The organism is Kaistella sp. 97-N-M2, assembly GCF_021513235.1.
In the GTDB taxonomy this organism is placed as follows: domain Bacteria; phylum Bacteroidota; class Bacteroidia; order Flavobacteriales; family Weeksellaceae; genus Kaistella.
Map to the genome: position 1 here is coordinate 1898868 of NZ_CP090976.1, position 16479 is coordinate 1915346.

10 protein-coding genes are annotated in these 16479 nt (G+C 40.7%); 9 read left to right on the plus strand and 1 reads right to left on the minus strand.

Annotation, left to right across the window (positions count from 1 at the left end):
- Positions 1 to 311: 311 nt before the first annotated feature.
- The 5 genes from L0B70_RS08970 to L0B70_RS08990 all read left to right on the plus strand — a co-directional run bounded on the left by L0B70_RS08970 (position 312) and on the right by L0B70_RS08990 (position 8880).
- Entirely contained in the window at positions 312 to 1640 is a 1329-nt protein-coding gene (locus tag L0B70_RS08970; protein WP_311195377.1) for a glycoside hydrolase family 28 protein, read from the plus strand.
- A gap of 17 nt (positions 1641 to 1657) precedes the next feature.
- On the plus strand, positions 1658 to 4669 hold the full coding sequence (locus L0B70_RS08975; RefSeq protein ID WP_235141470.1) for a TonB-dependent receptor: 3012 nt from the start codon (positions 1658 to 1660) through the stop codon (positions 4667 to 4669).
- Positions 4670 to 4688: 19 nt separating this feature from the next.
- Positions 4689 to 6497 carry a RagB/SusD family nutrient uptake outer membrane protein gene (locus L0B70_RS08980; RefSeq protein WP_235141471.1) on the plus strand — a complete coding sequence of 603 codons (1809 nt, stop codon included), beginning with the start codon at positions 4689 to 4691 and terminating at the stop codon, positions 6495 to 6497.
- A 163-nt stretch (positions 6498 to 6660) separates the two neighbouring features.
- The gene (locus L0B70_RS08985) at positions 6661 to 7983 is read left to right on the plus strand and encodes a T9SS type A sorting domain-containing protein (RefSeq protein WP_235141472.1); all 1323 of its coding nucleotides are present in this window, start codon (positions 6661 to 6663) and stop codon (positions 7981 to 7983) included.
- Between the two features lie 123 nt (positions 7984 to 8106).
- The gene (locus tag L0B70_RS08990; RefSeq protein WP_235141473.1) at positions 8107 to 8880 is read left to right on the plus strand and encodes a T9SS type A sorting domain-containing protein; all 774 of its coding nucleotides are present in this window, start codon (positions 8107 to 8109) and stop codon (positions 8878 to 8880) included.
- 691 nt (positions 8881 to 9571) lie between these two features.
- On the opposite strand, the gene L0B70_RS08995 is transcribed toward L0B70_RS08990, so the two are convergent.
- Positions 9572 to 12037: a T9SS type A sorting domain-containing protein gene (locus L0B70_RS08995; protein ID WP_235141474.1), complete on the minus strand. Its 2466-nt coding sequence runs from the start codon at positions 12035 to 12037 to the stop codon at positions 9572 to 9574.
- A 359-nt stretch (positions 12038 to 12396) separates the two neighbouring features.
- Between L0B70_RS08995 and L0B70_RS09000 the strand changes: the two genes are divergently transcribed.
- From L0B70_RS09000 to L0B70_RS09015, 4 genes are read left to right on the plus strand one after another with little or no spacing between them, the layout of a single operon-like run.
- Positions 12397 to 13239 carry an alpha/beta hydrolase gene (locus L0B70_RS09000; protein ID WP_235141475.1) on the plus strand — a complete coding sequence of 281 codons (843 nt, stop codon included), beginning with the start codon at positions 12397 to 12399 and terminating at the stop codon, positions 13237 to 13239.
- Between the two features lie 49 nt (positions 13240 to 13288).
- A complete protein-coding gene (locus tag L0B70_RS09005; RefSeq protein WP_235141476.1) occupies positions 13289 to 14257 on the plus strand; it encodes a DUF4861 family protein in 969 nt (322 codons plus the stop codon).
- A 19-nt stretch (positions 14258 to 14276) separates the two neighbouring features.
- Positions 14277 to 15497 (plus strand): glycoside hydrolase family 105 protein, encoded by a 1221-nt coding sequence (locus L0B70_RS09010; protein ID WP_235141477.1) that lies wholly within the window; start codon positions 14277 to 14279, stop codon positions 15495 to 15497.
- Entirely contained in the window at positions 15498 to 16469 is a 972-nt protein-coding gene (locus L0B70_RS09015) for a pectinesterase family protein (RefSeq protein WP_235141478.1), read from the plus strand.
- The last annotated feature ends 10 nt before the right edge of the window (positions 16470 to 16479 follow it).

Here is a 16479-nt window from a genome sequence, read left to right on the forward strand (position 1 = left end):
GTAAATAAATCACAGAATATAATGCAAATCTAATATTTTCGCAAGGATTATGGCGGTAAAAAATCGAATTATTCGAAACAGGTGGAATTAATCATAAATTAATTAAAAATATTTGTGTGTTTAACCAATTTGTTTATATTTGTAATCGATTACATTATTGCACTATGAGAAACTTATTTTTAAACAACACCTGTCTGGCAGAGCGTTTATCGCGCTTTTTGACTTTAGTTCTGGGTGTCCTTTTACTTACCGCCTGCAGCCCAAAAAAAGTCACAGCAACTGATTTCGGGGAAAATTTTCCTCTCGAGCAAATGCTGAAAATTGAAAAAAGTATTAAAGAGCCTGTTTTCAAAAATAAAGTATATAATATTTTAGATTTTGGTGCTGTGGCTGATGGCAAAACAATGGCTACGGCGAGTATTAAAAAAGCAATTGAAACCTGCTCAAAAAATGGAGGCGGAATGGTTTTGGTTCCGGCGGGCAAATTTTTAAGCGGCCCAATTCATCTGGAAAGCAATGTGAATCTTCATGTTTCCGAAGGTGCGGAAATTTTGTTCAGCACAAACCCGCAGGATTTTTATCCTTTGGTGCATACTTCCTTTGAAGGAATGGAATTAATGAACTACTCACCTTTAATCTACGGAAAAAATAAAAAGAATATTGCAATCACCGGAAAAGGAACTTTAAACGGACAGGCGAGCAGCGCAAACTGGTGGCCCTGGAAAGGTAAAACTTCGGAAGGTTCTATTTACGGCTGGAATCCCGGCGACCCGAGTCAGTTGGACAAAGGAAATTTGCCTGTTTTGATGGATATGGCAGAAAACAATGTGCCGCTGGAGCAACGCATTTTTGGAAACGGGCATTATTTACGGCCTAATTTCATCGAGCCTTTTGAGTGTGAAAATGTATTAATTAAAGACGTCAATATCATCAATGCGCCTTTCTGGATTATTCATCCTTTAAAATCGAAAAACGTAATTGTTGACGGTGTAAATATTAAAAGTCACGGCCCGAATAATGATGGGTGCGACCCGGAATATTCTCAGAATGTGCTCATCAAAAATACCACCTTCAATACTGGAGATGATTGTATCGCCATAAAAGCGGGTCGGGATGCGGAAGGAAGAAGAGTGGGGATTATGACGGAAAATGTGATCGTAAGAGACTGCAAGATGATCGACGGGCACGGTGGCGTGGTCATTGGGAGCGAAATGTCTGCAGGAGTGAAAAATGTTTTTGTGTACAACTGTTTTATGGACAGTCCTTTACTGGATCGCGCCATCCGTTTAAAAACGAATACGAGAAGAGGCGGAACGGTTGACGGATTTTACGTGAAAAACCTTACGGTGGGCCAGGTGAAAGAAGCTGTTCTGCATATTACCATGAACTATGCAATTTATGGCGATCAAAAAGGAAACAACATCCCAACCATCAAAAATATCTTTCTGGAAGACGTTAAAGTTAAAAATGGTGGCAAATACGCCATTTTCGCGGAAGGACTGGACCAGTCTAAAATACAGAATATTACTTTTAAAAATGTGACGATCGATAAGGTTGCAGAAAACTTCAAACTTAAAAATGTGGAGAATCTAAAACTCATCAATACCACCATTAATAACCAAAAAATCGAAAAGCCATAACCAAATTATTGTAAATTATGAAAAACAAAAGTTTACTAACGCCCACATTAAAGCTTACTGTTGCAGTATGTGCTTTACTGTCTGCACCTGGTTTCTATGCCCAACAAAAAGCTAACGATACAGTAACACGTCAGAAAAATATCGAAGAAGTAGTGATGATCGGCTACGGAACGGCCAAAAAAGGAGATCTTACCGGTTCGGTGTCGAGTTTGAAAGGCTCGGATCTTGTACAGGTACCCGTTTCTAACGTGGCAGAAGCATTAACCGGAAAAATTGCCGGTGTAAAAATTAATACCACCGAAGGATCACCCGATTCGGAAGTCAGTATCAGAATTCGGGGTGGCGGTTCCATCACCCAAGACAGTTCTCCTTTGATTATCGTTGATGGATTTCCGGTCAACAGCATGTCCGACGTTTCACCTTCGGATATTGAAAACTTAACCATTTTGAAAGATGCTTCTTCCACGGCAATATATGGTTCCAGAGGTGCGTATGGCGTAATATTAATCACCACAAAAAGCGGCAGATCCGGCAAATTGCAGGTGAGTTTTAATACATACAGCGGATTTAAACAGAAAGCAAATTCACTGGATGTACTTTCGCCGCTGGATTACTTAAAATGGCAGTACGAATATGCCACCCTCGACGGTTCTTTGGAAAAATATACCAAGTATTTCGGAGATTATAACCAGATGGGAAATTTTGCAAATGCAACCCCAATCGATTGGCAAAAAGAAATTTTCGGACGAACGGGAACGGTTTTAAGCAACGATATCTCCATCCGGGGCGGGAGCGAAAAAACAACCTACAATATTAATTTGGCGCGTTACGACGAAAAAGCAATTATGTTGGGTTCTGATTTGAAGCGGGAAAATCTGTCTGTTAATTTGAAAAGCAAACCCACGGATAAGTTGAACCTTTCGGTCACTTTCAGACATTCCAACACTGTTATTAACGGCGGCGGAACCAATGAGCAGAACGAAGTTTCGTCCGCCGATTCCCGACTGAAAAATGCCGTCCTTTACACGCCTTTCTATGTTCCTGGATTAACGGTAGAAGATGCGGATGCTACTGAAGACGATACTTTAATCAATCCGTATACTTCTGTTACAGATAATGACCGTACTCAGGAGAGAAGAAATTATAATATTCAGGGAAGCGTAGGATACAAGATCATTAAAAACTTGCAGTTCAAATCTGATATCGGCGTCGATTTTTACCGGTACAAAGATGCGCGTTTCTATGGCAAAGGAACCTATTATGTGAAGAATGTGCCGTTGGCAGATTTTCAGGGAAAGCCTGCTGTAGTGACTTTTAACAGGGAAGACCGCCGGTTTAGAAATTCAAACACTTTAAATTACGATTTCAAGGCATTAATGGGCGAGGATCACAGCCTGAAATTATTGTTGGGCCAGGAAATGATTATCAGCCAGCGAAATACCGTAACAAATGTTGTTCACGGATTTCCGTCGGATTTTACTTTCGAAGATGCCCTAAATATTTCTACGGTGGGCAAGCCACAATCTGTAGGGAATGTTACCGATCCGGATGATAAATTATTGTCATTTTTTGGGCGTGTAAACTATGATTTTAAAAACCGGTATTTATTTACTGCGACCATGAGAGCAGATGGATCCAGTAAATTTTCCAGCGGCAACAAGTGGGGATATTTTCCTTCTGCGGCCGTTGCATGGAAGGCCAATGAAGAAAACTTCTTAAAAGACGTGTCTTGGATAGATCTCTTAAAAGTTAGGTTGAGCTATGGTCAAGCGGGAAACAATAATATTCCTGCCGGACAACAGATTCAAACCTTTACCAATTTACCCAGTAGCTGGATTAATAATGTGAGCAACTACTGGGCTACGGAAAAGATTTTATTTAATTCAAACTTGAAGTGGGAAACTACAGTTACCCAAAATGTTGGTTTGGACTTCGACTTTTTTAAAGGCAGAGTAAGCGGTTCGGTAGAACTTTACAAAAACCTGACGAAAGATTTACTAATTCTCTTCCCCCTCCCAGGTTCAGGTTATGATGGCCAGTACCAAAATATTGGAGAAAACCAAAACAAAGGACTCGAAGCTTCTGTAAGTGTGGATGTCTTACGAAAAGAAGAAGCGAGTGTTAATTTCTCTTTCAATATTGGGTTTAATAAAAACCGTATTAATGATCTTGGGCCCTTGGTGTCGCAGTATTTCTCAAGTACCTGGAATCCTGCTATTGCTGCAGAGTTTCAGTTAAAAGTTGGCGAACCCATCGGGCAAATCTTTGGTTATTTAAACGATGGCCGCTATGAAGTATCTGATTTTGATTACAATGAAACCTCCGGCGTTTACACGCTGAAAGAAGGAGTAACCAACGCTTCTACCATTGTAGGCACAGTTAAACCGGGTACCATGAAACTGAAAGATATAACAGGAGACGGAAAAGTTGATGCCAATGACCGAACGATTATCGGCGACACCAGCCCGAAATATACAGGAGGTTTTAATTTGAACACGACGTTTAAAAACTTCGATTTCTCCGCTGCTTTCAACTTTACTGTTGGAAACGACATTTATAATGCAAATAAAATTGAAAATACCACCGGAACGCCTTCCGCTCCAAACGGACAGTACCGTAATTTAACAACGGAACAAATGGATGGTGTACGATGGACGAATATCGATCCAAATACCGGTGCAACCGTTACAGATCCTACAGCCCTGGCTGCTTTAAATGCGAACACCACCATGTGGTCTCCATTTATGTCGCGTTTTGTTTTAAGTGATTATGCCATCGAAGACGGCTCTTTTTTAAGACTTAATAATGTAACTTTAGGATACAGTTTGCCAAGATCTTTCACGTCCCAAATTGGACTTTCTAAAATTAGAGTGTATGCCACAGCGAATAATGTTTTTGTTTTAACCAAATATTCGGGCTTGGATCCGGAGGTTTCTACAAGAAGAAAAACCGCTTTAACACCGGGCGTCGATTATTCGCCTTATCCTAAAAGCAGAATGTATGTTTTGGGATTAAATGTTAATTTCTAACTACTAAATTTAATTTAAAATGAAAAATTATTTAATAATATCAGGACTCGCACTTGTTTCTATTTTTGCATCTTGTTCAGATTTTGCTGATGATTTCCTGACAACGGATTCTGCCTCTTCTTTAGACGAAGCCAAAATCTTCTCTACGGCAAGTTTAGCTGAAGGTGCAGTAAATGGAATTAAAATTCCCTTCGGCGATACCGAGTCTTATCGCGGTCGGTTTTTGCCCTGGTACGGGATGAATACCGATACCGATTGGTACAACGCCTCGGAATCCACCTCCAGTGATAAAGCAGATTTGGCCACATACGACGCCAAACCCAATAACAGCGAAATGAATAAGGTAACCAATGTCTGGGCAACAGGAATGTACGCAGGTATTGAGAGAGCAAACATTTGTATTCGTGGTTTAAGGGCATATGGAAATCCCACGCCAGGATCCGATCTTGGCTATTTATTGGGCGAAGCTTTAACCTTGCGTGCGGTTTATTACGCAGATTTGCTGAAAGCCTGGGGCGATGTGCCCGCCAGGTTTGAGCCGATTACACCGGAAACTGTATATCTCGCAAAATCGAGAGACCTTATTTACAAACAGATAATTGCAAATCTTGGGGAAGCGGCAACTTTGGTTCCGTGGCCCAACGGAAATGCTGCCACCACCTCCGTCGAAAGAGTGAATAAAGCATTTGTAAAAGGTCTCCGCGCAAGGTTGGCCCTGGCAGCATCTGGCTACCAGCAATATCCGGACGGTGTGAGACGAAGTAACGATCCGGAATTAGCCGTTTCGAAAATGTATCCGCTTGCACTCGCCGAAACCCGCGAAATTATCGCAAGCGGGACAGCAAAACTTGAAACATCGTTCGAAGGCCTATGGAAAAAATACAATCAGGAAAATACTTCCGCGGGCGGCGAATCGCTTTGGGAAATACCGTTTGGCGCGGGTAGAGGCAGAATGCTCTTTACTTTTGCGGTTACACATACTGGTGTGGACCAGTATCAGGGGAATGGTGCAAACAGAGGTGGCCAGGGCGGCCCTTTGCCCACCGTTTTTTATGATTATGACACGAAGGATTTGCGAAGAGATGTTACGTGTGTGCCTTACAAATGGGGTACGCCCAACTCCACAGTATTGACGAATAATTTTCCGACCGCAAAACAGGAATTAAGCGTACTGAACCGCTGGTTTTTCGGAAAATACAGATATGAATGGATGAGCAGAAGAGTTACTTCTACCAATGACGATGGCGTAAATAAAATGTATATGCGCTACGGAGAAATCTTATTAATGGCGGCTGAAACGGCAAACGAGCTGGAAGGTCCTGCTGCAGCTGCAGTTTATTTGAAAATGCTTCGTAAAAGAGCCTTTTCTGCTGCAGATCAGGCGCAAAAAGTAGAGGCATACGTGAATGCTTTAGGCAGTAAAACGGCTATGTTTAATGCTATTGTTGAAGAACAGAAGTTTGAATTTACCGGTGAAATGGAAAGAAAACAGGCGCTCATCCGCTGGAATCTCCTCGGATCTAAAATGGCACAGGCAAAATTAGATATGACCGACTTGAAAAACCGCACGGGAGCTTACGCCGACGTTCCGTCAACGCTTTATTACAAGTATGCCGCTGATAACGAATCTCTTGTTATCTATGGTTTAAACAGAGGCGAATTTACAAATCCGGGAGCAGGCTACACTTCGTTTAACTGGACCGCTTTGTCAGATTCTAAAATTAATTCCCTTTACAGAAATAATCCGGATGCGAAACAGTTTTGGCCCATCTGGCAGGTCTTTTTAGACTCCAGTAATGGTCTGTTGGTCAATGATTATGGCTACTAGTAATTCCTAAAATAATCCTTACAACCTGCCTTCTTTTTTAAAATAATTTTTAAAAGTCGGGCAGGTTTTTTTTCTGTTTAATTTCTCGGTAAACGCTCATGAACATCTCATGAATTGAAGTGTTGTCATTCTGATAAAATTCACTCTTTAAAAAATTAATGCAATGAAAAAATACATTTTCTGTCTGCTATTGAACCTTATTTTCACTTACAATTACACCCAGAACTATTACCTGCCAACGCCACAGGGCTACGGTGCAAATACGACGGGCGGCGGAAATGCAAGCGCTGTTACTGTTACCACGTTTGCGGAATTAAAATCAAATTTAACTGCGGCCGGTGCAAAAGTAATCCTGGTTTCCGGTACGATCACAATTCCATCGGGACAGGCGATCAGCGCGGTGGTGACGAACAAATCTCTTATTGGTTTGCCCGGTGCGACGCTTATTAACGACAATCAAACTTCCGGTGCCGGGATTCTCTATTTGAAACCGGGATCTAATAATGTGATCATCCGTAATTTGATATTCAAAGGTCCCGGCGCTTATGATATTGATGGAAAAGATAATTTAACGGCCGATGGCGCGCTTAATCTTTGGGTTGACCACTGCGAATTTCAGGATGGGCAGGATGGAAATTTCGATATTAAAGGAAAATCGGATAACGTGTCCGTCTCCTGGTGCAAATTCACGTATCTAAAGCCACCTGTCGCAGGCGGGTCGGGAGGGTCCAATGACCATCGGTTTTCTAATCTGGTCGGCAGCAGCGCCACCGATTTTCCGGAAGATGGAAAGTACAGCATCACGTTTCAAAATAATTATTGGGGCGAAGGCGTGAAAGGCAGAATGCCCAGAGCCAGAAATGCAGAACTTCATATAATAAGTTGTTTTTATAATACATCCGTTGCCGGAGCCACAGGAATTGGTTTGGGTGGCGGCGCCAATAATTCGACGTGCTACGTTCAAAATACGAACTTTAAAAAAGTGGCTACGGTTTTCAGCCCGGCTCCCGGGGACGGTGGTACAGTTGCCATCAATTATGTAAATTCCCTTAGAAGTCCATCTAATCTTGGGACCGTTTTGGCTCCAACTTATGTTACAACACCCATTCCGGTGGAAGACGTGGAGGGGATTCTGACAGATGCTACGTGTGGCGCCGGCGCTACTTTACAGGTTTCGGCTTCGGGACTTATTACACCGAGTATTTGTACCGGTTTGGGAGTTAAGAATGCTTTCGGTACTGCGGGTCGGAAATTAGATTGTACACCGACCGCAAACCACGAATTACAAATTAAGATTCCGGCCGCGAACTTCGGAAATACCACATTTCAGGTTTTTTCTCCCACCGGACAACTGCTTCTTACCAAAAACAAAATTCTTAAGTCCACTTTGTCGACACTCGATGTAAACCAATTACAGTCAGGAATTTATGTGCTTTCTGGCCGGAATGAGCAGGATTCGCTGCAGTGTAAGTTTTACCGGAACTGATAAGCTTCGAAACAAAAAAAATAAAAAAGAATTCTTGCACACTTTCTAAAAATATTTTACATTTGTGTAATCGATTACGATCGATATAATTAAATAAAAATCAACAACTTAAAATTCATTGTCATGAAAAAAAAATTACTTTCTTTGGTAGGAGCGCTTCTTATTTCAGCCTTCTCTACAGCACAAACTACAACCTGGAATTTTAGCGATGCTATCTGGCCGGTAAGCTCCGGTTATGCCGCACCAACAGTTGTCAATAACTTAGGGTTCATCACAGGAACAACTACAACTATGGGCGCGATCGAAGCAAACTCTGCCACGATAGACGGAATTTCTTTTACGCAGCGCTTAAAATTTAACGGTGGAAGTTATGCCTCAGGTACCACTAATTTTGCCATGCCTACACAGCGAGCCATGTATTTTGATGTGACCGGAAATTCAAGCATCAAAATTTGGTACAAAAACGGTGGTGGTGGTAACCGTACACTCTACGTCACGAACGGTACGTCCGTCATCAGCTCATTCCTTTACACAGATTCCACTGTAGGTCAGGTTGCTTCTGTAAACTACACCGGCGGTGCAGGGAGAATTTACATTGCTGCAGATCAGGCGATGAATGTTTATCAGATTACTGCTACAAATGTTGGAACTACCGCAACATTAGGCGCTTCCAACGTTACTAAAAATACCACGCAGGTATACGCGGTTGGAAATCAGGTAAATATTGCTAAAACAGCAGGTAATACTCAAGTTGAGGTTTACACCATGAATGGTGCTTTGGTAAAAACGCTGAATGCAAAATCTGACACAAGCTTTCAATTATCTAACAAAGGAGTTTACATTGTAAATGTGAAATCTGACAACGGTTCAGTTTCTACGAAAGTGATGATCAAATAATAATTTTCATATCCAATTTTTCAGGGAGCGGCAATTTATTATTGCCGTTTTTTTTGTGGGCGACTGTCTCAACTGAAAATTGTACTCAGGAGAAGATTACGATTTCTCATAAGACCATATTTCCGTTGGCAGCTAAGTGATGTTATCAGCTTTTGTCAATTTGCAGGAAAGCGGCAAATTTAATTAAATTGAGTTTCACGCAGTTCATTCGTTTGATTATTTTCCTATTCGAACCGCCGTTCAGGCACTTATCTATAAGATTACGTCATCCGCGTTCAGAAAAGATGACTTTCCTAAAGAATTTTTAATAGAGGGGTGAACAGTATGAAAAAGGTAAAATGTTCTCCTAATCCTTCATGCTCAAAGAAGACGAATTTGGCTTAGATAAAATGTATTTGAAAGGGTAAAGCGTACGAGAAACATTAAAAATTTGCTTACCCTAAATTCATTCGATGCAACAATTTATAGGTTTAGAACGTGATTATTAAAACACTTCGACGTATAAGGATGGTCTTACCGTGCACCTTCGCTTCTTAGAAACGTTCGCAGTTTGTCGGCACTGATTTCCAGACTTCGCTAAATCAATCGCTGTCTATTAATTGAAGTTTTTTCACCGTAGATTATACGGATCGATCACAAAAAAAAGGATAGCCATTACGCTATCCTTTCCTGTTAAATTAAAGTCCGGTTTCTATTTTTTAAGAACCTTATGATATTGAATTCCCTGATTCGTTTTTACATGAACAAAGTACAAGCCTGTTTTCAAGGCGCTCAAATTGATGTTTTGGGCTTTTCCCGCCACCGTTTTTACGAGTTGTCCCGCTGCATTGTAAACCGAAATGTTTTCAATATTCACACTGGATGGAAGAACAAAATTCAAAACCTCGCGCACGGGATTCGGATATAACTGCAATTTTTCATTGTTTTGAGTGGCGTTTTCGGTCGCCAACGTTCCGGAATATTCCGTTTTAATGTAGTAAAGGTTCGCCGTGTCACCTTTTGAAATAACGTGCGCTCCTGCTGCAACCGCAGGAATTTTTACCACACCGTCAACTGCGGTATAACTTACGCCGTCCAGCTTTATTTTTTTCGCAAAACCCGGATCGAAAACCAAAGTCAAAGTCGAAACTGCGGTCGTATTGTATGAAATTTGGGTGGGCGTTTCTATTTTTAATCTTGCCGTTAAAATTAGGCCATCATACGTAGTAGATCCCGGCGTCGAATTAATGTTGGCTGCCGTGAAGGTATAGAAGGTGCTGTTTAAACCAGTGGCAGTGAAATTATGAATTAAATCTCCCGATGAAGGTGGATTGTCATCAACCGAAATATTTCCTGTTCCTTCCACCGGTGTTCCTGCCGAACCGGACGTGGTAACTGTAAAGCTGACATTTGCTGTTGGTGTTCCGGAAACCGTGATCGTTTTCGCAGTGATATCCTTTACAAAAGTAATTCCATTCGCAGGCAAACCGCTCACCGTGGCATCATCTGCAGTTCCGCCCCAGGTATAAACCATATTGGCGATTGCACTTCCGCTGGCTACCGTTTGATCGTTATTATCGGGTACCAGTAGCGTTTGAGTACTTACCACAACTGGAGTTTCGCCCTGCACATAAACCAATCCCGACTGGTAGTTAACAAGTAACGCTTTTAACGCCGAATTAATGGCGTAAGAAGTATCATCTACCGCGTTGTTAAAGGCAAAGGAAATATCGCCTCCGGAAACACGGCCCGCATACTGCATTACCTGATCTCTGGCTGCCTCCGGCTCCTGAACAACAAGAGTGTTGATGTAAAGCGCCGGATTCGTATCAAAATTATTATAAGTATTTCCGCCTTTTTTAGATTTGATGCTGGCTGGGATTACTTCGCCTCTGGTGCTCGTAACTACCGCATCAAATTCGATAGGATTGTTCACCGCATCGTATGCCGCAAAACGTTGCTGCCCGCTCATCATATTATTGAAAGCTTTGATGGTTCCGCCTGCTTCACCGGAAAAGGTTCCTTCGGCGCCGTTAAAAGTATCCGTTCCCTGCTGCGAGGTCAACATAGGATATTTCGCATTTCTAAAATAATTTCCTTCCATAAATACAGAAGAACCTAAGGTTGACCCCGCACCGTATTTTGAATTTCCATCGTAATAATTGTTGTAAACGTGAGCAGAATAATATCTTACCCGTGGATGGCGGGAATCGGAATGATCATACCAATTATGGTGATAGGTGATATAAAGGTCTGCCATGGTACCTTCACTTAAACCTAAAAGATTGCTTTTACCACTGTCCCAAAAATGGTTATAAGAAAAAGTAACGTCTGTAGATTTTTTACAGTCCAGCGCGCCATCGCCTTTCACCTGATCAGCGTCGCCGCCGGCAGCGCCGTAAAACATATCGCAGTTATGAACCCAAATGTGATCATTTCCCTGCTGTAATCCTACATTGTCACCTTCGTTGGCATCAGTTAACATGAAACCGATATTTCTAATCTCAATATTAGAAGCATTCTTCACGCGAATTCCCCAACCGTTTGCCACAGCATCGGATCCAACTCCTTCGATGGTGATGGAGCCATTTGCATTGTTTTTATTTTCAACTACGATGTCTCCTGCCAACATATTGCTGAGGTCCGTAATATTTCCGATCATTCGCACGACCAAAGGTCTGGAATCGCCTCCTTTTTTAAAGCCGTCCAGAATATTCTGTAAACCGATGCATGGATTTGAAGTGGCACCCGTGACGTTTAAAGAAACCGTGTTTTTTGTGTTTTGGGTAATGTAAATAACCAGAGCGTTATTTTTTAGAGTTCCGTCGAAATTATACCCACCCGGCAATCTTCCGCCACGGTAGGCAAAACCGGTTCGGTCATGTGCAACCACGTTGATAGGCGAAGATGCTGTTCTTGCTCCCTCTACGCCGTCGGTTACTGCTGCAACTTTAAGGGTATAAACACCCGCAGCCAAGCCCAGAACATCTGCACGAAAATAAGAACCATAGCTTCGGATCAACTGCGTATCAATCTTTTTGTCGGTGAAACCACCGCCGGAATAATAAACGTTATAACTGTCGGCATTTTCCACCGGCTCCCATTTGATATAGGCCGATTCAAGCCAGCCCGTTTCTTGTGTGATGGTTACAGACTGCGCCTGTAAGGTAAATGACATTATTAGGAATGCCAAAAAAAATAGTAATTTTTTCATTTTTGAATTGGTTAAATTAGAGTTCGTTACATTAATGTAATGGATTACACAAATCTAGAAAAAAAATTGAAACATTAAATTATTTTTGTAAAAAAATATTAAAAACGTTGCAAAGTCAGTAATATTCCGCTCCTTTCACCATCGATTTTTCGGATTATGTTAATTTTTGCCTTAGAAGGCTTAAATAAAAGTGCTTTTTTTGCCCTCGTCGCCAAAATTTTTTAGATTTGTGTAATCGATTGCTAAAAATCATAAAAATTTTGATGTTCAGATATTTCTTTTTCCTCTTCTGCTTTGTTCCAGTGAAGACGGTCTTTTCTCAAATGATAAAAGATACTGCCTTCTCTGTTAATTCAGCGTACGAAAAAAACATCAAAAATTATCCGTCAATAAAGAAAGTAAGACTTCAGCTTAGTCCGCACCTACAACATTTACGGGATGTCGTTTACAGCACGGCTGCCGGGAGACCGCTCCATTTCGGCGCTTTTATTAATGAAACACAGGAAATGTTACCCGCGGTAATCATAATTCACGGCGGTGGCTGGAAATCAGGTTCGAAAGAAATGCAGAATCCATTGGCACAGAAAATCGCTGTCGCCGGCTATCAAACATTTACTTTAGAATATCGACTTTCCGACGAAGCGAAATATCCCGCAGCAATTGATGATGTACGCGACGCTATTAATTTCATCAAAGAAAATTCAGAAAAATTTAAAATTAACGCAGCGAAGATTGCCATCTTGGGTTGCTCTTCCGGTGGACAAATGGCCGCCTTAATTGGTGCAAAATATTCAGCGAAAGTAAATGCCGTTATCGACGTAGACGGTATTTTAGCGTTTCATCATCCCGATTCCGAAGAGGCAAAAATGGCTGCATTATGGTTGGGCGGATCTTATGAAGAAATTCCTCAGATTTGGAACGATGCGTCGGCTCTAACTCATGTTTCAGAAAAAACACCTCCGTTTTTATTCATCAACAGTCAATTCAAAAGATTCAGTGCGGGACAGAATGATTTTATACTGAAACTGAATGAATTTGGCATTTACTCTGAGGTGCGAAAAATTGAAAACAGTCCGCACCCTTTTTGGCTGTTTGATCCCTGGTTTCAGCCGACGATTGGTTATATTACGCAGTTTTTAAATCTACAATTCAAAAATAATAATTGATGAGAATGAGGTTTTCAAATCCTGATCATTAAAATTTAAAAATTTACCTATGAAAATTTATTCAGCAGCATTTATTGCTATAATATTTACCCAGATTACCAGTTGTACCGCTCAAAAATCGGTTTCTTCAGAGGTACAAAAAACGCACGCCGAAATTTCCATCAAAGAAGGTGGAAAATGGAACGGTAGAAAATATGAGGGCGGAACCTGGAAAAGTGTTCAGTCGCACACTTTAAATCCGTTGCACACCGATCATTCCTTTGATATCCGGTATGAAGGGCCGGGTTGGGAAAGTAATAAAATTGCGTATCGCTTGTATTTAGACTGGAGAAATGCAATCGATATTTTCGGGAAAACTTCTGAAAAAATAGTTCTTCCACAGGTTGGATTAGACGGTTTTGAATCTTATCATCTAAAGCAGGAGTGGGGTTCCGATATTTTAAAAGTGGGAAAAGGTCAAGGTTTAGGTTCCATCGCCAGAATTGTGGATGGTAAAATGTATCATTTCGAAACGGTGGAAAAAACAACTGCAGCGGTAGAAAATACTTCCAAAAGTTCCTCAGTAAACATTCATTACAAAGGTTGGAAAACGCTTGATGATAAAATTGATCTCAACGCAAAACTTTCCATTTTTCCGGATGAAAGATTTACAGAATATACCTTCACACCATCCGCAGAAATTGAAGGAATTGCAACCGGAATTGTGAAACTTAAAAATTTGGACGTGATCCAGAAAAACAGTGCAAACGGAAAATGGGGATATATCGCAACTTACGGTAATCAATCGATGTTTGATGACGGTTTAGGAATGGCGCTTTTCTATGAAACTTCTACCGTTTCGGAAGTGAAAGATGGTCCTTTCGATCATTTGGTCGTTTTCAAACCTACTACAAAAGCGGTTACTTATTATTTTTTAGCAGCTTGGGAAAAGGAGCAAAACGCAATAAAAACGAAAGCGGAATTCCAGAATTACATCGACACAAAATTGGCGGAATTGAATTCTAAAAGTAAATTGTAAATCATCTAAAAAATTAAGCATGCAGAATACCAGTTTTAGACAGTTTTTTTTCTTGTTTTCCACACTTTCAATATTTTTTGCGGTGAGTTGTTCTGCTGTGAAAAATTCTGAAAAATCGGGTGAAAATGTAATTCCAACCACCAAAAAATGGTCGGAAAGAATGGCGTTAACTTTAATGAAAAATCACCCGGAAGCTTATCAGATCGACGGAAAAACGGAGCCAAAATGGGATTATGTTCACGGTTTGGTGATGACAGGTTTTGAACAGTTGTACAAAGAAACCAAAAATCAAAAATATTTCGACTATGTAAAAGGTTACGCGGATTCTACCATCGATGAAAAGGGAAAAATTCCTTCTTACAAATTCGAAAATTACAACATCGATATGCTTGAAGCCGGAAATATTTTGTTCGATCTTTATGATAAAACCAAAGATGAAAGATATCTTACCGCGATGCAAAAATTAAGAAGTCAGTTAGAAACCCATCCCAGAACTTCGGAAGGCGGATTTTGGCACAAGAAAATTTATCCCAATCAAATGTGGCTGGATGGATTGTTTATGGGCGCTCCATTTTACGCGCATTATACCACGAAATTTGAAAACGGAAAAAATTTAGATGATGTCGCTCTTCAGTTTGAAACCATTCAAAAACATTTGGTAGATCCGAAAACGGGCTTACTTTATCACGGTTGGGACGAAAGTAAAAAAATGGATTGGGCGAATAAAACTACGGGAACTTCGCCGAATTTTTGGTCCAGATCTCTCGGTTGGTACGTCATGGCTTTAGTTGATGTGCTCGATTATTTCCCGGAAGATCATCCGAAAAGAGCTGAATTGATTTCTTATCTGAATTCAAGTTCTGCCGCAATCGCAAAATTTCAGGATCCAAGCGGGTTATGGTATCAAGTAACTGACAAAGGAAATGTCGGCGGAAATTATTTGGAAGGTTCCGGTTCTGCGATGTTCGTTTATGCTTTTGCAAAAGGCGCGAACAAAGGTTATTTGCCGAAAAAATACAAATCAATTGCTACCAAAGGTTTTGATGGAATGATTAAAAACCTGGTTAAAGTTTCTCCAAATGGCGAAGTTGTTATTACCAACGTTTGCGCTGTTGCGGGTCTAGGCGGAAATCCTTATCGTGACGGTTCGTTCGAATATTATGTGAATGAAAGAAAACAGGATAATGATCCAAAAGCGACCGGACCATTTATTTTGGGCGCTTTGGAACTGAATAAGTAGATGATGAAAACTTTTCTCGTTGCATTTTCGCTCTTAATTTCTGTGCTTAATTTTGCGCAGGATAAAAGCTTCTACACCGTTTCGAAAGACGGGAGCGGAGATTTTGTAACCATTCAGGATGCTATCAATAATACGAAAGCTTTTCCAGGCGAAAGAATTACGATCTTCATTAAAAACGGCATTTACAAAGCGAAAGTTAAGCTTCACGAATGGAATTCTACGCTTAGTTTAATTGGCGAAAGCAAAGATTCTACAATCATCACCTATGATGATCATTTTAAAAAAATTGGTTTGGGAAGAAACAGCACGTTTTTCACTCCGACGCTCTTGGTAGAAGGAAATGACGCGATTTTGAAAAATTTAACCATCGAAAATTCTGCGGGAGATATTGGACAGGCAATCGCTCTAACGATTAACGCAAATCGGGTTGCCATCATTAATTGTAAGCTTTTGGGAAATCAAGACACGCTTTACCTGACTGGCGAAGGAAAACAGTATTTTAAAAATTGTTTTATCGAAGGAACAACCGATTTTATCTTTGGGAGCGCGACTGCCTTTTTCGAAAACTGCGAAATTTTGAGCAAAAAAGATTCCTACATTACGGCCGCTTCCACGCCAAAAAATACGGAATTTGGTTTTGTTTTTCAGCAGTGTAGATTTACCGCGGCGAAAGATATTTCGAAAGTTCTTTTAGGACGGCCGTGGCGGATTTATGCGAAAACAGCTATTCTAAATTCAACTTTAGAAAATCACATTCTTCCTGTTGCTTGGGAAAACTGGGCTAAAAAAGAGGCAGAAAAAACTTCTTTCTATGCTGAATTCAATAATTCCGGAAAGGGTTCAGATCTCAAAAATCGCGTAAAATGGTCGCATCAATTAACTAAAAAGGAGGCGAAAATGTACACGAAAGAAAATGTTCTGAAAGATTCAAAGCATCCTTTCTGGTTTAAAAATGCCGAAAATATTAACTAAATTTTTTTTT

Coding starts and splice junctions, on each gene's coding strand:
- L0B70_RS08975 (WP_235141470.1), top strand. CDS start 1,658: ATGAAAAACAAAAGTTTACTAACGCCCACATTAAAGCTTACTGTTGCA.
- L0B70_RS09005 (WP_235141476.1), top strand. CDS start 13,289: ATGAAAATTTATTCAGCAGCATTTATTGCTATAATATTTACCCAGATT.
- L0B70_RS08980 (WP_235141471.1), top strand. CDS start 4,689: ATGAAAAATTATTTAATAATATCAGGACTCGCACTTGTTTCTATTTTT.
- L0B70_RS09010 (WP_235141477.1), top strand. CDS start 14,277: ATGCAGAATACCAGTTTTAGACAGTTTTTTTTCTTGTTTTCCACACTT.
- L0B70_RS08970 (WP_311195377.1), top strand. CDS start 312: ATGCTGAAAATTGAAAAAAGTATTAAAGAGCCTGTTTTCAAAAATAAA.
- L0B70_RS08995 (WP_235141474.1), bottom strand. CDS start 12,037: ATGTCATTTACCTTACAGGCGCAGTCTGTAACCATCACACAAGAAACG.
- L0B70_RS08985 (WP_235141472.1), top strand. CDS start 6,661: ATGAAAAAATACATTTTCTGTCTGCTATTGAACCTTATTTTCACTTAC.
- L0B70_RS09015 (WP_235141478.1), top strand. CDS start 15,498: ATGATGAAAACTTTTCTCGTTGCATTTTCGCTCTTAATTTCTGTGCTT.
- L0B70_RS09000 (WP_235141475.1), top strand. CDS start 12,397: ATGATAAAAGATACTGCCTTCTCTGTTAATTCAGCGTACGAAAAAAAC.
- L0B70_RS08990 (WP_235141473.1), top strand. CDS start 8,107: ATGAAAAAAAAATTACTTTCTTTGGTAGGAGCGCTTCTTATTTCAGCC.